Annotated in this window: 22 protein-coding genes; 16 read left to right on the forward strand and 6 right to left on the reverse strand. The window is 71.4% G+C overall.

Going from position 1 to position 23,838, the window contains the following annotated elements; all coding sequences use genetic code 11:
* Positions 1 to 188 precede the first annotated feature (188 nt).
* The 4 genes from ACZ4MU_RS31115 to ACZ4MU_RS31130 all read right to left on the reverse strand — a co-directional run bounded on the left by ACZ4MU_RS31115 (position 189) and on the right by ACZ4MU_RS31130 (position 4,452).
* A complete protein-coding gene (locus ACZ4MU_RS31115) occupies positions 189 to 2,282 on the reverse strand; it encodes an ABC transporter permease (protein WP_467882889.1) in 2,094 nt (697 codons plus the stop codon).
* Positions 2,283 to 2,354: 72 nt separating this feature from the next.
* Complete coding sequence (modA, locus tag ACZ4MU_RS31120) at positions 2,355 to 3,143, reverse strand: molybdate ABC transporter substrate-binding protein (protein WP_467882943.1); 789 nt, start codon at positions 3,141 to 3,143, stop codon at positions 2,355 to 2,357.
* Positions 3,144 to 3,262: 119 nt separating this feature from the next.
* Positions 3,263 to 3,658 carry a TOBE domain-containing protein gene (locus ACZ4MU_RS31125; RefSeq protein ID WP_467882890.1) on the reverse strand — a complete coding sequence of 132 codons (396 nt, stop codon included), beginning with the start codon at positions 3,656 to 3,658 and terminating at the stop codon, positions 3,263 to 3,265.
* Between the two features lie 203 nt (positions 3,659 to 3,861).
* Positions 3,862 to 4,452, reverse strand: a complete 591-nt coding sequence (locus tag ACZ4MU_RS31130; protein ID WP_467882944.1) for a hypothetical protein — start codon at positions 4,450 to 4,452, stop codon at positions 3,862 to 3,864.
* A 150-nt stretch (positions 4,453 to 4,602) separates the two neighbouring features.
* Between ACZ4MU_RS31130 and hemL the strand changes: the two genes are divergently transcribed.
* The 8 genes from hemL to ACZ4MU_RS31170 all read left to right on the forward strand — a co-directional run bounded on the left by hemL (position 4,603) and on the right by ACZ4MU_RS31170 (position 13,048).
* On the forward strand, positions 4,603 to 5,916 hold the full coding sequence (gene hemL / locus ACZ4MU_RS31135; protein WP_467882891.1) for a glutamate-1-semialdehyde 2,1-aminomutase: 1,314 nt from the start codon (positions 4,603 to 4,605) through the stop codon (positions 5,914 to 5,916).
* Positions 5,913 to 6,605, forward strand: a complete 693-nt coding sequence (locus ACZ4MU_RS31140; protein ID WP_467882892.1) for a histidine phosphatase family protein — start codon at positions 5,913 to 5,915, stop codon at positions 6,603 to 6,605. Before hemL ends, ACZ4MU_RS31140 begins: the two co-directional genes overlap by 4 nt.
* 280 nt (positions 6,606 to 6,885) lie before the next feature.
* A complete protein-coding gene (locus ACZ4MU_RS31145) occupies positions 6,886 to 8,121 on the forward strand; it encodes a polysaccharide deacetylase family protein (RefSeq protein ID WP_467882893.1) in 1,236 nt (411 codons plus the stop codon).
* A gap of 101 nt (positions 8,122 to 8,222) precedes the next feature.
* Complete coding sequence (locus ACZ4MU_RS31150) at positions 8,223 to 8,831, forward strand: TlpA family protein disulfide reductase (protein ID WP_467882894.1); 609 nt, start codon at positions 8,223 to 8,225, stop codon at positions 8,829 to 8,831.
* A 43-nt stretch (positions 8,832 to 8,874) separates the two neighbouring features.
* The gene (locus ACZ4MU_RS31155) at positions 8,875 to 9,639 is read left to right on the forward strand and encodes a cytochrome c biogenesis CcdA family protein (RefSeq protein WP_358832725.1); all 765 of its coding nucleotides are present in this window, start codon (positions 8,875 to 8,877) and stop codon (positions 9,637 to 9,639) included.
* Positions 9,640 to 9,641: 2 nt separating this feature from the next.
* Positions 9,642 to 11,387, forward strand: coding sequence for a cytochrome c biogenesis protein ResB (gene resB / locus ACZ4MU_RS31160; protein WP_467882895.1), 1,746 nt, complete (start codon positions 9,642 to 9,644; stop codon positions 11,385 to 11,387).
* Entirely contained in the window at positions 11,384 to 12,475 is a 1,092-nt protein-coding gene (gene ccsB, locus ACZ4MU_RS31165; RefSeq protein WP_467882896.1) for a c-type cytochrome biogenesis protein CcsB, read from the forward strand. Before resB ends, ccsB begins: the two co-directional genes overlap by 4 nt.
* A 63-nt stretch (positions 12,476 to 12,538) precedes the next feature.
* Positions 12,539 to 13,048: an SRPBCC domain-containing protein gene (locus tag ACZ4MU_RS31170; protein WP_467882897.1), complete on the forward strand. Its 510-nt coding sequence runs from the start codon at positions 12,539 to 12,541 to the stop codon at positions 13,046 to 13,048.
* Positions 13,049 to 13,346: 298 nt separating this feature from the next.
* On the opposite strand, the gene ACZ4MU_RS31175 is transcribed toward ACZ4MU_RS31170, so the two are convergent.
* Positions 13,347 to 13,637, reverse strand: coding sequence for a PLD nuclease N-terminal domain-containing protein (locus tag ACZ4MU_RS31175; protein WP_467882898.1), 291 nt, complete (start codon positions 13,635 to 13,637; stop codon positions 13,347 to 13,349).
* Positions 13,638 to 13,726: 89 nt separating this feature from the next.
* Here ACZ4MU_RS31175 and ACZ4MU_RS31180 point away from each other — a divergent pair, with 89 nt between their 5' ends.
* From ACZ4MU_RS31180 to ACZ4MU_RS31215, 8 genes are all read left to right on the forward strand, one after another.
* Entirely contained in the window at positions 13,727 to 15,178 is a 1,452-nt protein-coding gene (locus ACZ4MU_RS31180) for a menaquinone biosynthesis decarboxylase (RefSeq protein WP_467882899.1), read from the forward strand.
* Positions 15,175 to 16,077, forward strand: a complete 903-nt coding sequence (gene mqnP, locus ACZ4MU_RS31185) for a menaquinone biosynthesis prenyltransferase MqnP (protein WP_467882900.1) — start codon at positions 15,175 to 15,177, stop codon at positions 16,075 to 16,077. The genes ACZ4MU_RS31180 and mqnP overlap by 4 nt, the downstream gene beginning before the upstream one ends.
* A gap of 38 nt (positions 16,078 to 16,115) precedes the next feature.
* Positions 16,116 to 16,823, forward strand: a complete 708-nt coding sequence (locus ACZ4MU_RS31190) for a UbiX family flavin prenyltransferase (protein ID WP_467882901.1) — start codon at positions 16,116 to 16,118, stop codon at positions 16,821 to 16,823.
* Positions 16,824 to 16,941: 118 nt separating this feature from the next.
* On the forward strand, positions 16,942 to 17,394 hold the full coding sequence (locus tag ACZ4MU_RS31195) for an Lrp/AsnC family transcriptional regulator (RefSeq protein ID WP_389889955.1): 453 nt from the start codon (positions 16,942 to 16,944) through the stop codon (positions 17,392 to 17,394).
* A 52-nt stretch (positions 17,395 to 17,446) separates the two neighbouring features.
* The gene (mqnE, locus tag ACZ4MU_RS31200) at positions 17,447 to 18,625 is read left to right on the forward strand and encodes an aminofutalosine synthase MqnE (protein WP_365107409.1); all 1,179 of its coding nucleotides are present in this window, start codon (positions 17,447 to 17,449) and stop codon (positions 18,623 to 18,625) included.
* A gap of 4 nt (positions 18,626 to 18,629) precedes the next feature.
* Positions 18,630 to 19,154, forward strand: a complete 525-nt coding sequence (locus ACZ4MU_RS31205) for a GNAT family N-acetyltransferase (protein WP_467882902.1) — start codon at positions 18,630 to 18,632, stop codon at positions 19,152 to 19,154.
* 61 nt (positions 19,155 to 19,215) lie between these two features.
* Positions 19,216 to 19,512: a DUF4229 domain-containing protein gene (locus tag ACZ4MU_RS31210; RefSeq protein WP_467882903.1), complete on the forward strand. Its 297-nt coding sequence runs from the start codon at positions 19,216 to 19,218 to the stop codon at positions 19,510 to 19,512.
* 57 nt (positions 19,513 to 19,569) lie between these two features.
* Complete coding sequence (locus ACZ4MU_RS31215) at positions 19,570 to 20,223, forward strand: TetR/AcrR family transcriptional regulator (protein ID WP_467882904.1); 654 nt, start codon at positions 19,570 to 19,572, stop codon at positions 20,221 to 20,223.
* Positions 20,224 to 20,391: 168 nt separating this feature from the next.
* On the opposite strand, the gene ACZ4MU_RS31220 is transcribed toward ACZ4MU_RS31215, so the two are convergent.
* Entirely contained in the window at positions 20,392 to 23,757 is a 3,366-nt protein-coding gene (locus ACZ4MU_RS31220; RefSeq protein WP_467882905.1) for a ricin-type beta-trefoil lectin domain protein, read from the reverse strand.
* Positions 23,758 to 23,838 lie beyond the last annotated feature (81 nt).

Consider the following 23,838-nt stretch of genomic DNA (forward strand, 5'->3'; position numbering starts at 1 on the left):
GATGTGGCCCTGTCCGCACGTACGGTCCGTACACATGGTTCGTACACATGGTCCATGCGCACGGGCCATGCGCACGGTCCGTACGCGCCCGCTCGCGATCACGTCACGTACGCGAATGAAGTCGGGCCGCCAGTCTAGGGGCGGCCACTGACACCGCCCCTGACCTGGGCCTCGGCCCTGCCCCCGGGCTACAGCGGGACGAGCGTGACCTCCGTCGCCTTCACGCTCGACCAGACCGCCGTCCCCTCCGACAGGCGCAACTCGGCCGCCGCCTCCGGGGTGATCTCCGCGACCAGGTCGGGGGCGTCCGGCGAGCCGATCAGGACGCGCAGCCGGCTGCCGGACGCGGTGATCTCGCGGACCGTGCCGGGCCAGGTGTTGCGGGGGCTGCCGCCGGGCCGGTCGCGGTGGACCGAGACCGACTCCGGCGCGATGATCGCCAACGCGCGGCTTCCGGCGGGCAGTTGCTCGGCCGCCACGATCCGGCCGCCGCCGGTCAGCGCGAGCCCGTCCGCCCCGGCCTCGCCCGGCCAGGCGTTGCGGCCCAGCATCCGGGCCACCCACGGGGAGCGCGGATGGCGGGTCACCTCGGCGGGCGGCGCGTCCTGGAGGGCGCGGCCGGCGTCCAGGACGAGGACGCGGTCCGCCAGCGACACCGCCTCGACCGGGTCGTGGGTGACGATCAGACAGACCCCGGCGAAACCGTCGAGATGGGTGCGCAGGGTGTGCCGGACGCGGGCGCGGGTCGTCTGGTCGAGGGCCGCGAGCGGTTCGTCGAGCAGGAGCAGACGGGGCCGGGCCGCGAGCGCCCGGGCCAGCGCGACCCGCTGGGCCTGGCCGCCGGAGAGCTGTCCGGGCCTGCGCTGGGCGAGGTGGCCCACGCCGAGCCGGTCCAGCCACGCCTGCGCCTGCCGCCGGGCCTCGGCGCGCGCGACGCCCTGGGCCCGGAGCCCGTACGCCGTGTTGGCGAGGGCCGTCATGTGCGGGAACAGCGCCCCGTCCTGCGGGACCCAGGCGACCCCGCGCCGGTGCGGCGGGAGGCCGGTGACGTCCTGGTCGCCCAGGCGCAGTACGGCACGCGCGCGTGGGGTGAGACCCAGGAGGGCGCGCAGGAGGGTGGTCTTGCCCGCGCCGTTCTCGCCGACGACGGCGATGGTGGTGCCGGGGGCCGCGTCCAGGGTCAGTTCGGTGAACCCGGTTACCTGGGCGTGCAGCGGCCACGCAGCCGAGGGGACGGGGAGGGTGGAGGCGTCGGCGGCGACGGGCTGCTCGGACTCGTACGCGTACGCGCCCGCCCGGCCCTCGTCCACCCTCCGTACGGAGGCGGGAGGCCCGGAGGCGGGAAGTCCGGGGGCGGGGGGCTCGGAGGCGGGAGGCCCGGAAGCGGAACGGTGGGCCCCGAAACGCACCGCCCCGCTACGTACGCCCCCGGCACGCCCCGCCCCGGACCGCACCCCCCCGCCCGTCCAGCGGCCCCGCAGCGCGACCAGCACCGCCATCGCGATCGCGAGGAGCAGCAGGGAGACGGAGGTCGCGGCCTCGGGGGAGTTCTGAAGCAGCAGATACACCTGGAGGGGGAGGGTCTGGGTGGTGCCGGGGAGGTTGCCCGCGAAGGTGATCGTGGCGCCGAACTCGCCCAGCGCGCGCGCCCACGTCAGCGCGGCCCCGGCGGCCAGTCCGGGCGCGACCATCGGCAGCGTGACGGTGAGGAAGACCCGGAACGGGGACGCGCCGAGCGAGGCCGCCGTCTCCTCGTAGCCGGGGCGCAGCCCGCCGAGCGCGCCCTCCAGGCTGATGACCAGGAACGGCATGGCCACGAAGGTGGCGGCCACCACCGCGCCCGAGGTGTGGAACGGCAGCGTGACGCCGAACGTGTCCTCCAGCCACGGCCCGAGCAGCCCGCGCCGCCCGAAGGAGAGCAGCAGCGCCACCCCGCCGACGGTCGGCGGCAGCACCATCGGCAGCAGCACCAGCGAGCGCACCAGCGCCTTGCCGGGGAAGTCCACGCGCGCGAGGAGCCACGCCAGCGGCACGCCCAGCACGAGGGAGAGGCCGAGCGCCCAGAACGAGACGAGCAGCGACAGCTTCAGCGCCTCGGTGACGCCCGGGCTGCCCAGATGCGTACCGAGGTCGCCCCACGAGGCGCGGGCCAGGATGCCGACGAGCGGCATCAGCAGGAACGCCACGGCGAGCAGTGCGGGCACCAGGAGCGTGACGGGGGCCCGCAGACCGCCGGGGCGGGCGTGCCCGTTCCAGCGGCGCGGCCGGCTGCTGTTCTTCATCGCGGCTTCCTGGGGGTAGTGCGGGGCGGCCCGTCGCGCCCCCGTGAACAACGGGCCGCCCCCGCAGGGGCGTCACGGCTTCTGGAAGCCCGCGTCCTTGAGGATCTTCTGCGCCTCGGGGCCGCTGAGCCACCGTACGAAGGCGTCTGCCTCGGCGGCGTTCCTTGCGGACTTCAGCGTGGCGGCCGGGTACTGGGCGACCGCGTTCTGGGCGTCCGGGATCTCCACGGCGTCGGCCCTGCCGGAGGCGGAGGCGGCATCCGTCTTGTAGACGATGCCCGCGTCGGCCTCACCGAGCTCGACCTTGGTCAGGACGGCCCGTACGTTCGGCTCCAGCGAGACCGGCCTGACCGTGATCTTCTGCGCGTCCAGCACCTTCTTGCTGTAGCGGCCCACCGGCACCTCGGGCGCGGCGAGCACGACCTTCAGCTTGGTGTCGGCCAGGTCCTTGAGCGCGCCCACCTGCTTCGGGTTGCCCTTGCCGACCGCGATGACCAGCCTGTTCCTGGCGATGACGGTCGGGGCGCCGGTGTCCGCCTTCAGACCGTCCATGGTCCTGGCGTCGGCGGTGACCAGGGCGTCGGCGGGGGCGCCCTGCCTGACCTGAGCGGCGAGCTCCTGCGACCCGGCAAAGGAGAAGGTGACCCGGGTGCCGGGGTGCTCCTTCTCGTACGTGGCGCCCGCCTGCTTGAACACATCGGTGAGCGAGGCGGCGGCGAGGACGGTCAGCTTCACCGCCGATACCTCGGTGGCGCCCGGGTCGCTCGTGTCGTCGTCCTTGCCGCAGGCGGCGAGGGGGACGAGCAGGGCCGCGCCGAGGACGGCGGCCGCGGCCCGGCGGCGGGTGGGGAAGGGGGCCATGGGGGCCATGGGACGAACTCCTCCGGTGTCGAGCCGCGCCGGTGACGGCGACGCCGCTGGAAGACGGACGTACGAGAGGTACGAGACGTACGCGAATGGACGAGCGAGCGAACGGGCCGCTAAGCGCGATCGATGTGCACGCTGGTCGACTTCACACGGGCGGTGGCCTGCACGCCGACCTCAAGCCCCAGCTCCTCGACGGCCTCCCGGGTGAGCAGCGAGACGAGCCGGTGGGGCCCGGCCTGGATCTCGACCTGGGCGGCGACGTCACCGAGCTTCACGGCGGTGACGATCCCGGGGAAGGCGTTGCGGGCGGAGGTGTACGGAACGTCGTCCTCGCCGGTGCCGCTCTTGGCGACCTCGACGGAGAACGCGGCCAGGTCGCGGCCGTCGATGAGACGGCGCCCGCTGTCGTCGCGGTGGGTGGCGACGCGCCCCGCGTCCGCCCAGCGGCGTGCGGTGTCGGGGCTGACCCCGAGCAGGCGGGCGGCCTGGCCGATCGTGTAGGACTGCATGTGCGACAAGATAGGCCAGTTCAGGCCGCGCATACAGAGGCTTTGGGGTTATATACATCGCAGCTGCGGCCGGGGGTGGAGGAAGCTCCAGGGGTGTGCGAAGGCGTGCCGCGCCCGCCGCCGTAAGGCGTCCGAAGGAGGGGGCGGGCTGAGGCGGGAAGGGGCTGAGGCGGAAAGGGACTAGCGGGAGCCGGCGCGGCCGCTCACGGCCACACCAAGCAATAAGGCTGATGCCCCGCCTCATGCAGCCGCACCGAGAAGTCCTGCCACTCGTGCAGCAGCTGGTAGACGTTGAAGGCGTCGCGCGGGCCGCCCCGGTCCGGGACCGTGGACCAGATGAAGGCCGCCGCGCCGACCGTCTCCTCGCCGACGCCCCGCAGCGGGTCCACCACCGTCATCGGGAGCTTGACCACCGCGTAGTCGGGGTGGAGGACGACCAGTTCCAGCGGGGGGACCCTGTGCAGCGGTATGCCCTGGATGCCCGTGAGGACCATCGCCGCGACCGTCTCCGGCTTGATCTTGGTGAACATGCCGCCCATGCCGAGCTCGTCGCCGCCCAGCTCCTCGGGGCGCATCGAGATCGGCACCCGGGCCGCGGTGGCTCCATCGGGCGCGCCGAAGTACTTGTAGGTCACCCCCACTCGGCCACTCCCGTTTCCCGGACTCGTGACGCGGTCGATGCGTTCGATCCGTTCGACCCGTTCCTCCGCGTCGCGCCGGTGCCGTCCCCGCCGACGGGCGCGTTCGGGACCCCGGTCATCGGTCCCCTCGCCCAGTCCGCCACCGCGATGCATATCTTTCACCCGATTGCTTGTAGCCCGACTGCTTTGTAGACGGCGCGACCCCCGCCGCGCAACCCGATCATCGTGTCAGTGACCTCCCCCACCGGGGTGCGGTGAAACACCTGTCCGCAAGAACGTCCGGGCCTCTGCCACCATGGCTGTGTGAGCTATCCGTACGAATACGACGCCCCAGTTTCGCAGACGCTATTCGACCGCGCGTCCCTTGTGACGCCCGGCGGCGTGAACTCCCCCGTCCGTGCCTTCCGCGCCGTGGGCGGTACGCCCCGGTTCATGGTGTCGGGTACGGGGCCCTATCTGACCGACGCCGACGGGCGCGAGTACGTCGACCTGGTGTGTTCGTGGGGACCGATGATCCTCGGGCACGCGCACCCCGAGGTGGTCGGGGCCGTCCAAGCGGCGGTCGCGCGCGGTACCTCCTTCGGTACGCCGGGTGAGGGCGAGGTCGCGCTCGCCGAGGAGATCGTCGAGCGGATCGAGCCCGTCGAGCAGGTCCGTCTGGTGTCGTCCGGCACCGAGGCGACCATGTCCGCGATCCGGCTCGCCCGCGGCTTCACCGGCCGCGCCAAGGTCATCAAGTTCGCCGGTTGCTACCACGGTCATGTCGACGCGCTGCTGGCCGCCGCCGGTTCCGGTCTCGCCACGTTCGCCCTGCCGGACACCCCGGGCGTCACCGGCGCCCAGGCCGGCGACACGATCGTCCTGCCCTACAACGACCTGGACGCGGTGCACGCGGCCTTCCACGCCCACCCGGGCGAGATCGCCTGTGTGATCACCGAGGCATCGCCCGGCAACATGGGCGTCGTCCCGCCCGCCGAGGGCTTCAACGCGGGGCTCAAGGCCGCCTGCGCCAAGAACGGCGCGCTCTTCATCTCCGACGAGGTCATGACCGGCTTCCGGACCAGCAGGGCCGGCTGGTACGGCGTCGACGGCGTCAGGCCGGACCTGATGACCTTCGGCAAGGTCATGGGCGGCGGCTTCCCGGCCGCGGCCTTCGGCGGGCGCGCGGACGTGATGGCCCACCTCGCCCCGGCCGGCCCCGTCTACCAGGCGGGCACCCTCTCCGGGAACCCGGTCGCCACCGCCGCGGGCCTCGCCCAGCTGCGGCTGCTCGACGACGCCGCGTACGAGAAGGTCGACGCGGTGTCGACGCAGATCCAGCAGCTGGTCTCGGACGCGCTCGGCAAGGAGGGCGTCGCCCACCGGGTCCAGACGGCGAGCAACATGTTCTCCGTCTTCTTCACCCCCGACGAGGTCCGCGACTACGAGGACGCGAAGAAGCAGGAAGCGTTCCGCTTCACCGCCTTCTTCCACGCGATGCTGGCGAACGGCGTCTACCTGCCGCCGTCCGCCTTCGAGTCCTGGTTCGTCTCGACCGCCCACGACGAGCGCGCGATCGAGCGCGTCGCGGCCGCGCTGCCCGCCGCCGCCCGTGCCGCCGCGGAGGCCACCGCATGAGTGACAGCACCCACGACAGCGAGTTCACCGTCGTCCACCTGATGCGCCACGGCGAGGTACACAACCCCGACGGCGTGCTCTACGGCCGCCGCTCCGGCTTCCACCTCTCCGAGCTCGGCCGGCAGATGGCCGACCGGGTCGCGGAGCACCTGGCGGCCCGGGACATCACGCACGTGGCCGCGTCCCCGCTGGAGCGCGCCCAGGAGACGGCCACCCCGATCGCCAAGGCCCACGGCCTCGACCTCGGCACCGACGCGCGGCTGATCGAGGCGGGCAACGTCTTCGAGGGCAAGACCTTCGGCGTCGGCGACGGCGCCCTGCGCAAGCCCGCCAACTGGAAGCACCTCACCAACCCGTTCCGCCCGTCCTGGGGCGAGCCGTACGTCGAGCAGGTCGTCCGGATGATGGGCGCCCTGGACGCGGCCCGCGACGCGGCCCGTGGCCATGAGGCGGTGCTGGTCAGCCATCAGCTGCCGATCTGGACCGTGCGCTCGTTCGTGGAGCGGCGGCGGCTGTGGCACGACCCGCGCAAGCGGCAGTGCACGCTCGCCTCGCTGACGTCGTTCACGTACCGCGGCGACGCGATCGTCTCGGTGGGGTACAGCGAGCCCGCGCGGGATCTGGTCCCGGCGCACCTGCTGGCGGGCGCCAAGCCGGCCAAGGGGAAGCCGAAGGCGTTCGGGGCCTGAGGGCCCCGCCGGGGGGGGGGGGGGGGGGGGGGGGGGGGGGGGGGGGGGGGGGGGGGGGGCCGCCGGGGGGGGGGGGCGGGGGGGGCGGCGGGGGGGGGCCCCCCCCCCCCCCGCGACCGCTTCGTCGCTCTCCGTAGAACAAAACTGACGACGCGTACGATTTGCGAAGTTTTGTGCGACTGTACGGAACCATCGCGGGCCCACAGGCATCTCATCTGATGTCCACAGGGCTGTGGCCGGTGTGGACACCGGGGACGACGATGCGATGGGGACGAACGGTATGCGTGGGATCAGCCGAAGGGGAATGCTCGGACTGGGACTGGGGGCCGCGGCAGCGGTCGGTGTGGCCGGTTGCGGCGGCGGTGACGGTTCGGACAGCGGCAAGGCCGGTACCGGCAGCGGCAAGGGCACCCAGGGATCCGGCAAGAAGCCGGACGTCAAACTCATCGGCGACGGCTCCACCGCCGACACCGGCAAGCAGCCGCACCAGCCCCCCAGGCCCGTCCCCCTCGAACCCGGTCAGACCCCGCCGCAGTTCGTGGTCTTCTCCTGGGACGGTGCCGGCGAGGTCGGCAACGGCCTCTTCCCGCGCTTCCTCGACCTCGCCAAGGACCACGGCGCGTCGATGACCTTCTTCCTCTCCGGGCTCTATCTGCTGCCCGAGTCCAAGAAGCGGCTCTACCACCCGCCGAACAACAAGGTCGGCGCCTCGGACATCGGCTACCTCAGCGACGACCACATCAAGGCGACCCTGACCAATGTGCGCCGGGCCTGGAACGAGGGCCACGAGATAGGCACGCACTTCAACGGGCACTTCTGCGCCGGACGCGGCGACGTGGCCAACTGGACCCCGGCCCAGTGGCAGAGCGAGATCGACCAGGCCATGTCGTTCGTCACCAACTGGAAGACGAACACCGGCTGGACCGACGAGGCCCCCCTGCCCTTCGACTACAAGCGCGAGCTCATCGGCGGCCGCACCCCGTGCCTGCGCGGCCAGGACCACCTGCTGCCCACCGCGCAGAAGCTCGGCTGGCGCTACGACGCCTCCTCGCCCGGCGGCACCCAGGTCTGGCCGGTCAAGCGCCACGGCCTGTGGGACCTGCCGCTCCAGGCGATCCCGTTCCCCGGGCACTCCTTCGAGGTGCTGTCGATGGACTACAACATCCTCGCCAACCAGTCGAAGAACTCGACCAAGGCGCCGCCGGCGAACTACCCGGGCTGGCGCAAGCAGGCCACCCAGGCGTACCTCAAGGGATTCACGCGCGCGTACGAGACCAATCGCGCGCCCTTCTACATAGGCAACCACTTCGAGCAGTGGAACGGCGGCATCTACATGGACGCCGTCGAAGAGGCGCTCAAGGGGATGGCCGGGAAGAAGGACGTACGCCTGGTCTCCTTCCGGCAGTACTGCGACTGGCTCGACGTCCAGGACCCCAAGGTCCTCGCCAAGCTGCGGACGCTGGGCGTCGGCGAGAAGCCGGCGGGCGGCTGGAACACGTTCCTCCGGCAGGCGTGAGGACGCGGCGGGGCGGCTTTTTAGGCGGCCTTGACAAGGGTCTTTACGGGCACCCAGGGGGGTGCCCAAGATCCCCCAAACGGTCATGCGAAACTTTTCACATGTCCGTGAGTCCCGCCTTTCCACGCCGCCGCGCCTTTCCGCTGGTCACGGCAGTCGCGGCCGCCGGTGCGCTGACCCTCACCTCGTGCGGGTCCGGCGGTACGTCCGGCGGCTCGGGCGACACCAAGTTCGTCACCGGCACCGGTGGCATCTCCACCGTCGCCAAGAGCGGCCGGCACGCCGCGCCCAAGCTGTCCGGCGAGACCGTCGACGGCAAGCAGCTCGACGTGGCCGACCTCAAGGGCAAGGTCGTCGTGCTGAACGTCTGGGGCTCGTGGTGCGCGCCCTGCCGGGCCGAGGCGCCCTATCTCAGCAAGGTCGCCAAGGAGACCCGGGCCCAGGGCGTCGAGTTCGTCGGGATAAACACCCGGGACACGGACAAGGGCCCGGCTGTCGCGTTCGAGAAGCAATTCGAGGCGGACTACCCGAGCCTGTACGACCCGATCGGCAAGCTGATTCTGCGCTTCCCCAAGGGAAGCCTGAATCCGCAGGCCATTCCGTCGACGATCGTGCTCGACAGGGACGGGAAGATCGCGGCCCGGGCGCTGATGGCGCTCGACGACAAGAAGCTCCACCAGATGATCGACCCGCTGATCGCGGAGAAGTGATGTCGTGGACGCGACCCTGACCGTAACCGCCGCGCACCCGGCTCTGGCCGCCGCCCAGTCGACGCCCGGCGTGAACGACACGGTCCTCAGCGGTGCCCTGCTCGTCGCCCTTCCGGTGGCCGTGCTGGGCGGGCTGATCTCGTTCTTCTCGCCCTGCGTCCTGCCGCTGGTGCCCGGCTACCTCAGTTACGTGACCGGCGTCACCGGCACCGATCTCGCGGAGGCCAGGCGCGGCCGGATGGTCGCCGGGGCAAGCCTGTTCGTCCTCGGGTTCACCGCCGTCTTCGTCTCCGGCGGGGCCCTGTTCGGTTTCTTCGGCCAGACGCTCCAGGACTACAACGGCACGCTCTCCAAGATCCTGGGCGTGCTGATGATCCTGATGGGCGTCTTCTTCATGGGCCTGATGCCCTGGCTCACCCAGCGCGAGTTCCGGTTCCACAAGCGGCCGGTGACCGGGCTCGCGGGGGCGCCGGTGCTGGGCGCGCTCTTCGGTGTCGGCTGGACGCCGTGTCTGGGGCCGACGCTCACCTCGGTGAACGTGCTGGCGATGGACCAGGCGAGCGCGGGCCGCGGGGCCATACTGACCGTCGCCTACTGCGTCGGTCTCGGACTGCCGTTCGTGCTGGCGGCGGTCGCCTTCCGCAAGGCCCTCGGCGCCTTCGGCTGGGTGAAGCGGCACTACGCGTGGGTGATGCGCACCGGAGGCGTGATGATGATCGCGACCGGTCTGCTGCTGCTCACCGGGGCCTGGGCGGAGCTCATCCAGCAGGTGCAGGTGTGGTCCAACGGCTTCCAGGTGGGTGTCTGAACATGAGCAAGACCGAAGCGGCCCCCGAAGGGGCGCCGCGCACGGCGGCGGAACGCTCCGCCGACGAGCGGGACCTCGGCGCGGCCGGCTCCCAGCTCTCCACGGCCCCGGCCGAGGACCTCTCCAGCGGCCCCGTCGGCATCGGCGTGCTCGGCTGGGTGCGCTGGTTCTGGCGCCAGCTGACCTCGATGCGGGTCGCCCTCGTCCTGCTGCTCCTGCTCTCCCTCGGCTCGATCCCGGGCTCGCTGATCCCGCAGACCAATGTGGACGAGCTGAAGGTCGCCGACTTCCAGAAGCGGCACGACACGATCTCGCCGCTGTACGAGAAGCTCGGCATGTTCCACGTGTACAGCTCGGTGTGGTTCTCCGCGATCTACATCCTGCTGTTCGTCTCCCTCATCGGCTGCATCGTCCCGCGCACCTGGCAGTTCGTCGGCCAGCTGCGCGGCCGGCCGCCGGCCGCGCCCCGGATGCTGACCCGGCTGCCCGCGTACACCACTTGGCGCACCGAGGCCGAGCCCGAGCAGGTGCGCGCGGCCGCGGCGGCGATGCTGAAGAAGCGCCGCTTCCGTACGCACGTGGTGGGCGACGCGGTCGCGGCGGAGAAGGGCTATCTCCGCGAGGCCGGGAACCTGATCTTCCATGTCTCGCTGATCCTGATCCTGGTGGCGTTCGCCGTCGGCCAGCTCTTCAAGTCCGAGGGCGGCAAGCTGATCGTCCAGGGCGACGGGTTCTCCAACACGCTCACCCAGTACGACGACTTCAAGTCCGGCTCGCTCTTCAAGACGGACGACCTCGCCCCCTTCAGCTTCACCCTGGACCGCTTCGACGCCACGTACGAGCGCAGCGGGCCCAACCGCGGCACCGCCCGCGAGTTCACCGCGCACGTCACCTACTCCGAGGGCGCCGACGGCAAGCCGCGCAAGAAGGCCATCGAGGTCAACAAGCCGCTGGTGGTGGACGGCTCCAAGGTCTACCTCCTGGCCCACGGCTACGCGCCGACCGTCACCGTCAAGGACGGCCGCGGCAAGGTCGTCTTCCACGGCGCGGTGCCGCTGCTGCCCATCGACAACAACATCTCCTCCAGCGGCGCGATCAAGGTGTACGACGGCTACACCGACGCCAAGGGCAAGTGGGACCAGCTCGGCTTCGCCGCGTTCTTCGTGCCGACCTACGGCGGCAAGGGCAACGGGACGATGTTCTCCCAGTTCCCCGCGCTGGACTTCCCCGTACTCAACGTCGGCGCGTACCACGGCAGCCTCGGGGTCAACTCCGGGCTGCCGCAGAACGTGTACCAGCTCGACACCGACAAGATGAAGCCGTTCAAGGACGACCAGGGCAAGGTCCTCAAGAAGACCCTGCTGCCGGGCGAGACGCTGGACCTTCCCGAGGGTGCCGGGTCGATCACCTTCGACAAGGACATCAAGCAGTGGGCGAGCTTCCAGATCTCCCAGCAGCCGGGCAACGACCTGGCCCTGGCCGGCTCGGTCCTGGCCATCGCGGGCCTGGCCGGGTCGCTGTTCATCCAGCGGCGCCGGGTGTGGGTCCGCGCCGTGCCCGGTAAGGACGGCGTCACCGTCGTCGAGATGGCGGGGCTTGGGCGGAGCGAGTCCGCGAAGCTCCCCGAGGAGCTGGCCGATCTCGCGGTCACGCTCATCCCGCAGGCGCCGACCGCGCCCGATCCCGCACCTGAACCCGCCGGGGACCAGGTGGCAGAACCCGCCGAAGCCGAAGGGGCCGAGAAGTGATCCTCGCCGCCACGACCAACGAGAGCCTGGCGCACACCAGCAACTACCTGATCTATTCGGCGATGGCGGTCTATCTGCTGGCCTTCTTCGCGCACATGGCCGAGTGGATCCTCGGCAGCCGCAGCAAGGTCGCCCGTACCGCGGCGGCCCTCACCGCCGGGGCCGCAGAGCAGGACGGCGCGGGCACGGTGAAGGTCCGGGTCGCCAAGAAGGGCGGCGGCACCGCCGTCCTGGAGCGGCCCAAGGTCGTCACCCGCTCCTCCGCGGGCAACCGTGACGTGCCGGACGGGCCCGGCGCGGCGGCGGGCGACGTGAAGGGCGACCTCTACGGCCGTATCGCCGTGTCCTTCACGGTCCTCGCCTTCCTCGTCGAGGCCGCCGGGGTGCTCACCCGCGCGCTGTCCGTGCAGCGGGCGCCGTGGGGCAACATGTACGAGTTCAACATCACCTTCTCCACGGTCGCCGTGGGCGTGTACGTCACGCTCCTCGCGCTGAAGAAGAACGTGCGCTGGCTCGGCCTGCCGCTGGTCACCTCGGTCCTCCTCGACCTCGGTCTCGCGGTCACGGTCCTCTACACCGCCAGCGACCAGCTGGTCCCGGCCCTGCACTCGTACTGGCTGTGGATCCACGTCTCCACCGCGATCTTCTGCGGCGCGGTGTTCTACGTGGGCGCCGTCGCCACCGTGCTCTACCTCTTCCGCGACCGCTACGAGGCGAAGCTCGCCGAGGGCGGCAAGCCCGGCAGCTTCGCCACCTCGGTCCTGGAGCGGCTGCCCGCGGCGGCCTCGCTGGACAAGTTCGCCTACCGGGTCAACGCGGCGGTCTTCCCGCTCTGGACGTTCACGATCATCGCGGGCGCGATCTGGGCGGGCGACGCGTGGGGCCGGTACTGGGGCTGGGACCCCAAGGAGGTCTGGTCCTTCATCACCTGGGTCGCGTACGCCTGCTACCTGCACGCGCGCGCCACGGCGGGCTGGAAGGGCCGCAAGGCGGCGACGCTGGCGCTGCTGGCGTTCGGCTGCTGGCTCTTCAACTACTACGGAGTCAACATCTTCGTGAACGGCAAGCACTCGTACGCGGGCGTGTAGCCCCTGAGCCCCCGTACCAGGTGTGCGCGGGCGCGGCGCGCCCGTTCGAGTGACACTGGTGCCATGACGGATGTGATCCCTCATGGCACCAGTGAGCCCCACGACGGCGCCTGGCTGCTGCGCTACGAGCTCTCTCTTCCCCACCCGCCGGAACGGGTCTGGGCGGCCGTGGCCACCCCCGAGGGCCTGCCCGGGTGGCTGTGCGCGGCCGATGTCCTGGAGCCCCGGCTCGGCGGCGCGGTGACGCTGCGCTGGCTGAACGCGGGGCCGGAGGGGGTGCACCACGGGCATGTCACGGCGTGGGACGTGGAGCGGGTCGCGGAGTACACGGTGGATCTGCACGGCCGGATCCGCTTCCACCTGGAGGCCGTGGGGCCCTCGGACACGGTGCTGCGCTTCACCAACGAGTTCCCCGGGGACGACGCGCTGCGGCTGGACTGTCTGGCGGGGTGGCACAACCACTTGGAGTTCCTGGGGGAGGCCTTGCGGGGGCGCCCCGTGGAGTGGGGGGTGTGGTCGCCGGGGCGGTGGGTGGAGCTTCGCAAGGAGTACGCGGAGGCTGAGCTGCGCTGAACTGGGCCCCGGGGTTCACCTGCGGCCCGGCGGGGGCTGGTCGCGCAGTTCCCCGCGCCCCTTCAGGGTCCGGATACCGTCTGCGGGCCGGTGGGGGTTGCTCGCGCAGTTCCCCGCGCCCCTCAGGGGGTCGGCGCAGCCCGAGACGCCGACTCGACCCGGGCCCCTCGTCGCCGCAGCCGAAAAGCCCAGCTCAGCCACAGGCTTTTAGCGGCGCGGGGAACTGCGCGAGCGACCCGCCACCGGCCCGCAGGCGGAAGCGGACCTGGCACCACCGTCCCGCGCCCCGGAAACGGACCTACCCCCGCCCGTCCGGATCCTCCTTCGGCTTCGGACGGTTCAGGCCCGCCAGGAACTCCGGGTTGTCGTCCGGCGCCGTCCAGCCGCCCCGGTGGCCCGGCGCGCGGCGCGGGCGGCCCGCGAAGAGCCAGGCGACGGGGCCCAGCAGCACCTCGCCGAAGAGCAGGATCACGATGACCCACACCACCTTCGGCAGGCCGCGGACCTCCTCCTCGGGGGTGTTCAGGCAGTCGACGAAGGCGTAGATCCACAGCGCCAGGACCAGCAGGAACGGCAGATACCTGAGCATGTTCGGGTGGTCCCCCCGGGGATCGGCGGCGGGGCCCGCGGGAGCCCCGGTGACGGGCCCAGGGTAACCGGTGCCCGATACTTGACCCCATGGCTTACGACGATCTTCGCTCGCTCCTGAGGGCGCTGGAGCGTGAGGGCGACCTCATCCGCATCAAGGCCGAAGTCGACCCGTACCTGGAGATCGGGGAGATCGTCGACCGCGTCAACAAGGCCGGGGGCCCCGCGCTCCTCTTCGAGAACGTCAAGGGCGCGGCCATGCCGCTCGCCATGAACGTGTACGGCACCGACCGGCGCCTGCTCAAGGCGCTCGGGCTCGCCTCGTACGACGAGATCAGCGAGAAGATCGGCGGGCTGCTCAAGCCCGAACTCCCGCAGGGCTTCGTCGGCGTGCGCGAGGCGTTCGGCAAGCTCGGCTCGATGGTCCACGTCCCGCCGAAGAAGGTGAAGGAGGCCCCGGTCCAGGAGGTCGTCCTCACCGGCGACGACGTCGACCTGGAGCAGTTGCCCGCCCTGTTCACCTGGCCGGAGGACGGCGGGTCCTTCTTCAACCTCGGACTCACCCACACCAAGCACCCCGAGACGGGCGTGCGCAACCTCGGGCTCTACCGCCTCCAGCGCCACGACAAGCGCACCATCGGGATGCACTGGCAGATCCACAAGGACAGCCGCAACCACTACGCGGTGGCCGCCCGGCGCGGCGAGCGGCTGCCCGTCGCCATCGCCTTCGGCTGCCCGCCCGCCGTGACCTACGCCTCGACCGCGCCGCTGCCCGGTGACATGGACGAGTACATGCTCGCCGGGTTCATCCAGGGCAAGCGCGTGGAGATGGTCGACTGCAAGACCGTGCCCCTCCAGGTCCCGGCCAACGCCGAGGTCGTCATCGAGGGGTGGCTGGAGCCGGGCGAGATGCTGCCCGAGGGCCCGTTCGGCGACCACACCGGCTTCTACACGCCGCAGGAGCCGTTCCCCGCGCTCACCATCGACTGCGTGACCATGCGTCGGCGCCCGCTGCTCCAGTCCATCGTCGTGGGCCGCCCGCCCACCGAGGACGGGCCGCTGGGCCGCGCCACCGAGCGGTTCTTCCTGCCGCTCCTGAAGATCATCGTGCCGGACATCGTCGACTACCACCTGCCGGAGTCCGGCGGCTTCCACAACTGCGCGATCGTCTCGATCGAGAAGAAGTACCCCAAGCACGCGCAGAAGGTGATGCACGCGATCTGGGGGGCGCACATGATGTCGCTCACCAAGCTGATCGTCGTCGTCGACGCCGACTGCGACGTCCACGATCTGCACGAGGTGTCCTGGCGTGCGCTCGGCAACACCGACTACGCCCGTGACCTCACCGTCGTCGAGGGCCCGGTCGACCACCTCGATCACGCCTCGTACCAGCAGTTCTGGGGCGGCAAGGCGGGCATCGACGCGACCGCGAAGTGGCCCGAGGAGGGCTACACCCGCGACGGCGGCTGGCCCCACATGGTCGAGTCGGACCCCGAGACCTCCGAACGGGTGACCCGACGGTGGAAGGAGTACGGACTGTGAGCGCCTCCGCCGCCGCCGTCCCGCAGCCCGGCCGGACCAGGGCCTTCCTGCGCCTGGTCATGATCGAGCACTCGGTCTTCGCGCTGCCCTTCGCCTACATCGCGGCCCTGACGGCGATGTTCCGGCTGGACGGGAACGTCCACTGGGTCAAGCTGCTCCTGGTCACCGTCGCCATGGTGGGGCTGCGCACCTTCGCGATGGCCTGCAACCGGATCATCGACCGCGAGCTCGACGCCCGCAATCCGCGCACGGCCCAGCGGGAGCTGGTCACCGGCGCCGTGTCGGTGCGCTCGGCCTGGACCGGCGCGCTGATCGCGCTCATCGTCTTCCTGGGCGCCGCGGGACTGCTCAACCCGCTCTGCCTCGCCCTCGCCCCCATCGCGGTGATCCCGATGGTGGTCTATCCGTACGGCAAGAGGTTCACCAACTTCCCGCAGGCGATCCTCGGGCTCGCCCAGGCCATGGGGCCGGTGGGCGGCTGGCTCGCCATCACCGGTGAGTGGTCGTGGCACGCGGTGGTCCTGGGCCTTGCGGTCGGCGTCTGGATCGGCGGCTTCGACCTGATCTACGCCTGCCAGGACGTGGAGTCCGACCGCGAGTGCGGTGTCCTGTCGGTGCCCGCCAGGTTCGGCGTGCCGAACGCGATCCGGGGCGCGCGCGCCTGCCACGCCGTCACCACCGCGCTGCTGGTCTGGTACGCGCTGGCCACCGGCGCCGGGGCGTTCTTCTGGCTGGGACTGGTGATCGTGGCGGCGGCGTTCGTCTACGAGCACACGATCGTCAAGCCGCACGACCTGTCCCGACTCAACCGGGCGTTCTTCACCACCAACGGTTTCATCGGGATCTCGCTCTTCGTCTGCGCGCTCCTGGACCTGCTGGTGCGGGGGCTCTCGGTGTGACGGCTTCCGCCCCCGGGTGGCCGGATAGGCTCGGACACGTGGAGCAGGTGAACGTACACAGTCAGCGAGAGGCGCCGGGGCCGCGCACGCCCTGGGTCGTCGGCGTCTCCGGCGCGTCCGGCACGCCGTACGCGGCGGCCGTGCTGCGGGCGCTGCTCGCGGCCGGGGAGAGCGTCGACCTGGTCGTCTCGCGCGCCTCGCGGCTGACCCTGCTCGACGAGACGGGGATCGCCTTCCGTGACGCGCACTGGCGCGAGGACCTCGCGGCATGGCTGGCGCGGGGCGCGGACGGCAAGCCCGGGACCTTCGGCGTGGACGAGTCGGCGCTGGGGCGGGTACGGCACTGGAGCGCCGGGGACCTCGGCGCCGGGCCCTCCTCCGGCTCGTATCCGGTCCGGGGGATGCTGATCGTGCCGGCCAGCACCGCCTGTGTGGCCGGGGTGGCATTGGGGCTGTCGAAGGACCTGTTGCAGCGGGCCGCGAGCGTGACCCTCAAGGAGCGGCGCCCGCTGGTGGTCGCGGTGCGCGAGACGCCTCTGAACGGGCAGACCCTCAAGCACCTGGTGACGCTGGACGAGGCGGGCGCCGTGGTGCTGCCCGCCTCTCCGGCGTTCTACGCGGGGGCGACGCACATCCAGGACCTGGTGGACTTCGTCGCCGGGCGGGTGCTGGACGCGGCCGGTGTGCCGCACGGCCTGTACCGGCGTTGGGAGGGCGAGCTCGGGGGAGGCTCTCGTCCCGGCTAGCGCTCCCGGACTGGACACTCGCACGTCTTGCCGAATGATTCGCAGGGTGTCGGCCCTGCATGCCTTAGATTAATAACCAGACTCGCGGTATTGCTGAATAATGGAAGGCTTCAGGCATATGGACGCCGTGGACAGGCAGCTCATCCAGGCTCTGCGGGAGAACGGCAGGGCCTCGTACGCCGAGCTCGGCCGGCTCGTCGGTCTCTCCGGGCCCAGCGTCACCGACCGCATCAACCGCCTGGAGGCGGCGGGCGTCATCACCGGCTACCGCGCCACCGTCAACGCCGCCTCGCTCGGCCTCGGTGTGACCGCCCTCATCGGCATCTCGCTCTCCGACGCCGCCGACCACGAGGACGTCGCCCGCCGGCTGCGCGACCTGGAGGAGATCGAGGACTGCTGGTTCATCGCCGGCGACGACTCGTACATGCTCAAGATCCGCGCCTCCGACGTGGACGGCCTGGAGAAGACCATCCGCCGTCTGGGCTCCACCAAGGGCGTCTCACGCACCCGGACGACCATCGTGCTCTCCACGAAGTGGGAGAACCGGGTCGGCGAATTGCCGGAGCAGTAAGGGGCGTAACGTGGTGGAGGCTGTTGTACGGAGAAACTTGGGAGGCCGCCGCATGACCGCATCCATCACCGATGTGGGCTTCAAGCGCGAGCTGGAGGCGAAGGTCCGGGCCGGTGAGCGGCTGTCCCGCGAGGACGGCGTCGCGCTCTACGAGTCGGACGACCTGGCCTGGCTCGGCGGCCTCGCGCACGAGGTGCGCACCCGCAAGAACGGTGACGTCGTCCACTTCAACGTCAACCGGCACCTCAACATGACGAACGTGTGCACCGCGTCCTGCGCGTACTGCTCGTTCCAGCGCAAGCCGGGCGAGAAGGACGCGTACACGATGCGCATCGAGGAGGCCGTCCGCCTCGCCAAGGCGATGGAGAGCGAGAACCTCACCGAGCTGCACATCGTCAACGGGCTCCACCCGACGCTGCCCTGGCGCTACTACCCGCGCTCGCTCAAGGCCCTCAAGGAGGCCCTGCCGGACGTCGGCCTCAAGGCGTTCACGGCGACGGAGATCCACCACTTCGAGACCATCTCGGGGCTGACCGCCTCCGAGATCCTCGACGAGCTGATCGAGGCGGGCCTCGAATCGCTCACCGGCGGCGGCGCGGAGATCTTCGACTGGGAGGTCCGCCAGCACATCGTCGACCACGACACCCACTGGGAGGACTGGTCGCGCATCCACCGGCTCGCCCACGAGAAGGGTCTCAAGACCCCGGCGACGATGCTGTACGGGCACATCGAGGAGCCCCGGCACCGGGTCGACCACGTGCTGCGGCTGCGTGAGCTCCAGGATGAGACCGGCGGTTTCCAGGTCTTCATCCCGCTGCGCTACCAGCACGACTTCGTGGACATGCAGGACGGCAAGGTCCGCAACAGGCTCCAGGCGCGCACCACGATGGCGACCGGCGCGGAGGCCCTGAAGACCTTCGCCGTCTCGCGTCTGCTCTTCGACAACGTGCCGCACGTGAAGTGCTTCTGGGTCATGCACGGCGTCCAGACCACCCAGCTCGCGCTCCAGTTCGGCGCGGACGACATGGACGGCTCGGTCGTCGAGTACAAGATCACGCACGACGCGGACAACTACGGCACGCCCAACAAGCTGACCCGCGACGACCTCCTCGACCTGATCCGCGAGGCCGGGTTCCGCCCGGTGGAGCGCAACACCCGCTACGAGATCATCCGCGAGTACGACGGCCCGGACCCGGCGCTGCGCGAGTCGCCCCAGGCGATGCGGATCTGATTCCGTGGCGCTGACGTTCACGCTCGGCCCGCCCCTCACCCGTGAGCTGCGCGAGGGCGTCCTCGCGCTGTGGGTGGACGTGTCGGAGGCCGGGGGCGCGGTCGGGTTCGTGCCTCCGGTGGCCGTCGAGGACGTCCGGGCCGAGCTGGTGCGCCACCTCGCCGGGATGGCCGAGGGCCGGATACGGCTGCTCGTCGGCCTCGACGAGGACGGGACGGTCGCCGCGGCCGCGTTCCTGGTGCACAACACGCACCGGCTGATGCGGCACTGGATCTGGGCTTACACCGTCATGGTGCACCCCGCCCTCCAGGGCCGGGGCCACGGCCGCGACCTCATGGCGGCGGTGGCCGGCGCCGCCCGCTCGCTGGACGGGATCGAGGCGGTCCGCCTGACCTGCCGGGGCGGCCTGGGCCTGGAGGACTTCTACGCCTTGTGCGGCTACAAGGAGGTCGGCCGGGTGCCGGGCGCGATACGGGTCGCGGACGGGGACGACCGCGATGACATCACCATGCTGCTCCCGCTGAATTGATCCAGTTCCGGACGTGCTTCACTGGTCGGGCAGGATCGCCGTACGAGAGAGAAGGTCAGCCGTGAACATCGCCAAGCCGAGCGCCACCGTCCGGTACACCGCGATGCGCATCGCCGTCTTCGTCGCCTGTCTGGTGTTCGTCGCCCTGCTGGTCCACTTCGAGATCGTGCCGGCCGGTCTCGGGGACGCCAACGCGATCTGGGTCGTGCTGCTGGCGCTGGTCCTGTCCGCGCCGCTCAGCTTCGTGCTGCTGCGCAGGCAGCGCGACGAGATGTCCGCGCAGATCGTCACCAAGGTGGAGTCGGCCAAGGCCCGCCTGGAGGCCAACCGCAGCCAGGAGGACGGCGCGGTCCGTTAGCCGCCCGCACGTACCCTTGCCCGGAGCAGGACGGCGGGCCGGGGAGGATACGGACTGATGGGTGCGGGTGAGGACGCGGGCAGGGGCCGGCGGATGCCGCGGGCCGTGCGCGAGCGGCAGATGCTGGACGCGGCCGTGACGACCTTCGCGCGGCTCGGGTACCGGGCCGCCTCCATGGACGGGATAGCCGAGCTGGCCGGGGTCTCCAAGCCGCTGGTCTACCTCTACCTCAACTCCAAGGAAGACCTCTTCACCGCCGTGATCCGGCGCGAGGCGCGTGCCCTCGTGGACGCGGTACGCGCCGGCACCGAGCCGGGCCTGCCCCCCGACGCCCAGCTGTGGGCCGGGCTGCGGGCCTTCTTCGTCCACACCGCCGAGCACCCGGACGGCTGGGCGGTCCTGCACCGCCAGGCCCGCACCCACGGCGAGCCGTTCGCCGCCGAGGTCGCGGTGATGCGCGAGGAGATCGTCACGTTCGTGACGGCCCTGATAGGCGCGGCGGCCCGCGAGGCTCCCGACGCCCCCGACCTGGCCGCCCACGACGTGGCGGCCCTGGCCGAGGCCCTGGTGGGCGCGGCGGAGTCCCTGGCGGGCTGGGCCAACGAGACGGAGGGCGTCTCGGCGAAGGAGGCGGCGGCGACGCTGATGAACTTCGCGTGGGTGGGGCTGGGCAGCCTGATGCGGGGGGAGCGGTGGACTCCGGGGCGGTGAGGGCGCGGCGGGTGCGTCCGTGCCTGGCCGCGGTCGCCGCCGGTGCCGGCCACGTGGTCACCCTGCCCGAGTCCTGACCCCCGCGACGCCGGTGCGCCCGCCCCCGGATCACCGGGGACGGGCGCAGGCGTGGATCAGGCGGGTCGGATGTTCAGGGGACCTGGCGGGTCAGAACAGACCCACCACGTTCTGTACCAGCGCCGCGTCGCCCACCACCGTCGATGTTCCGTGCGTCGTCGGGGTGCCGGGGTAGAAGCGCAGGCCGCCGGGGGCCGCCTTGAAGACCGCCCAGAAGTCGGGGGTCTCCTGGCCCGCCGTGGGCTCGTACTTCAGGTACGTGCCGGTGTCGACGACCGTGCCCTGGGCGTTGCCCGCGCCCGCGAAGAACGGGATGTTCGTCGACTGCCAGGAGTTCGGGCCGTAGACGGTGCGGGTGCCGATGCCGTACGTGGAGTTGCCCGAGGTGTCCGTGGCGCGGGTGCCCGGGTACAGGTACAGCTTGCCGTAGTCGGCGTGGGCCGGGTCCGTGGTGACGTGGCGGCCGAGCAGGTCGGGGATGCCGTCGCCGTTGACGTCACCGGGCGAGGTGAAGTCGAAGCGGTCCCAGGAGGTGAAGCCGAACTGCTTGGCGGGGAGCAGCTTGTACGAGCCGGGCTCGGCCGCGAGCGGGCCCTCGGCGGTGCCGGAGTACAGCCACATCCCCTCGCCCTCCTGGACGATGAGGTCGGAGCCGGGCATGCCGTCGGCGTCGCGCGGGGTGAGGATCTGGCCGGTGCCCGCCCAGGTGCCGGGGACCACCCAGTCCTGGGTGGCGGTGGCGCGGCAGTTGAGGATCTGCACGGGCGTGCTCTTGACGACCGCTCCGGCCGCCGTGTCCAGGCAGCGGCCCGAGCCCTGGTTGAGCAGGGAGCCGTCACCCCGGTCGAGCCACTGCTGGGCCGGGCCGCCGTCGCAGTCGGCGAGCTGGACCGGCGAGCCGAGGTCGGTGCCCGCGACCGCCGCGCACTTGCCCAGCACCTTCAGGGCGCCGCCGGTGAGCTGGAAGTCCTGGGCGGCGGTGGCGTTGCAGGTGTAGATCTGCAGCGGGGTGCCGTTGGCGCTGCTCGCGGACTTCACGTCCAGGCAGAGGCCGCCGGCGCCGGTCAGCGGGCCGTTGTCCTTGCCGGTGGGCCGCAGCAGTTCCTTGCGCTGGGTGGTCAGCGGCATCCCGTTGCCGTCGCCGGGGTACAGGTACAGCTTGTTGCCGGCCTTGACGAAGAAGTCCTCGTAGCCGTCCATCGTCTGGCCGTCGGTGGCGGCGATGAAGTCGCCCCGGTGGGCCACCCGGACGCCGTTCCAGCCGCCCGAGGCGAGGGTGCGCGGCGCCTTGACGGTGCCGTCGCCCTTGCCGCCCAGCAGCCGCAGCGTGCCGTCGGAGGCGGTGGCCAGCAGGTCGACCTGGCCGTCGCCGTCGAGGTCGCCCGGCAGGTCGCCGTGGACCCGGCCGGCCGCGTCGCGCACGAACGCGGGCCGGTCGGTGGCGATCAGGGTGGCGTCGGTCGGCGCCGAACCGCCGCCGTACGAGGAGCTGTTGCCCGCCTTGTCGTACGCCTGGACGTGCAGCCGGTTGTTGGGCCACAGGCTGGGCCTGACGGTCACCGTGGCTGTGCCGTCGGCGGCCGCCTTCACATACGTACCGCTCGGGCACCGCAGGCCGGAGACCGACAGCGGCTGGTTGAGCGAGTAGCAGAAGCCGTCCACACCCCCCTGGTCGGTGGAGGCGAACCGCACCGTACGGTCGGTGCGCGCGGGCACCTCCGCCACGTCCAGCGCGTGCCCGTCGGTGGCGGTCACGGTGGGCTGGGCGGGCGCGCCCTTGTCCACGCCGAAGCCGCAGGCCGCGGTCCACGCCGAGGTGTCCAGGCCGTCACCGGCCTGGACGGTCCAGGTGTAGCGCTTGCCGGTGGCGAGCAGGGAGGCGTCGACCCGGGCCTGGGCGGTGCCGCCCGAGGTCACGGTCGAGGTGGGCGAGGCGAGGACCGCGCCGGTGTCGTACTCCTTCAGCTGGAAGGAGCCGGTGATCTGGCCGCCCTCCGGGTCGGAGATCTTCGCGGTGAGGGTGAGGCCGTCGTTGCCGACGACGGGGAAGGCGGCCGGGTCGGTGGAGCAGGCGATCGGCAGCAGACCGTCGGCGCCGGGCGCCCACGAGCCCTGGAAGGCGCCCGAGGAGTCCACCTTGGGCGGCGAGTTGTAGGTGATCTCCAGGCTGGGGTCGTTCTGGAACTTCTTCCAGCTCTGCTCGTTGCCCTCGAAGTCCGCGCGCGAGCGCAGCCCGAGGGTGATGTCGGGGGCGCCGCTGTCCGCGACGGCCTGCACCGCGGTCTTGATCGAGGCGGCGTCGAAGTCCTCGCCGGCGGCCGAGCACTGCGTCGAGGACCAGCCGTGCGCGAACGTCTTCTCCTGGAGGGTCTGCTTCCAGGCGGGCTGGTTGTTCCAGGTGGTCGCGGTGGAGATGGGGCCGGTCAGGCCCAGCTCGACCGGGGTCTTGGTGCACGACCACGAGTAGCTGTTGTAGACGTTGAAGGTGGCCGAGATGATCTTCGATCCGGCCAGGCCCTTGGTGTTCAGCTGGAAGAAGGAGCGGGCGGTGCCGTTGGTCGAGTTCTCGTGGCCCAAGCGCGCGATCTTGTCGCTGAAGGTGCCGCCGTTCCAGTAGGCGGTGTTGGCGATCGTGGAGTTGCCCGACTGCTTGTACGCCATGGCCCAGTTGTTGCGGCCGCCGCCGGAGAAGACGGGGTCGATGACCACCGGGAAGACCGTCTTCGGGTCCTTCAGCATCGCCGCGTCCGGAGTGATCCGCAGCTGGTCGCCGTCGACCTCGGTGTCCATCGGGACGAGCTCGGGGGGCGCGGTCTCGGCGGCCGGGCGCGTACCCCGGGCCAGCAGGGCAGCCGCCTGCTTCGGCAGGTGCGAGGAGTCCCACATGGTGGGCGCGGGGGCGCTGAAGAGCCGGGCGCCGGAGCGGGAGTCGGTGGCCGTCAGACTGCCCTTGGCGTCCGCCTTCAGGCGCGCCCCCGTCAGGCGCAGGGCGAGGGAGAGCTCGGCCAGGCGCGGGTGGGCGGCGGCCTCGCGGGTCTTGACGATCAGGTGCTGGGCGAAGCCGTCGACGTCGGCCCGCAGGGTGAGGTCGACGCCGGGCAGCACCTCGGGGTAGAGGGCCGTGTCGCCCTCCACGCGGGGCCGCGGCAGTGCGTCCGGCCAGGAGACCGACAGGGCCCTGCCGTCCTTCGTCATCGTGGCGAGCGGGCCGGTGCCGCCGCCGGAGAAGGAGATGCCGAAGGTGGCGGCGGCCGGGGCGTACCGGCCGTCGGCGCCCTGCTTCAGCGTGGCGTCGGCCGCGCGCCAGGCGCCGCCGACCCGGGCGAAGGCGGGGCGGACGTACTGGCGCATGGTGAGCGACCCGTCCGGGTTGGCCAGCACCTGTGACATCTCGTCGCGGCGGTCCAGGATCTCGACCTGGCGGCCGGTCCGCTTCGCCTCGGCGCGGGCCCGCACCTCGGCGGCGGACGCCGAAGCACCGGAATTACCGGTTCCGGAAGTGCCGGTTCCGGAAGTGCCGGTTCCGGAAGTGCCGGT

The sequence above is a fragment of the Streptomyces sp. NPDC026377 genome (genome assembly GCF_055567715.1).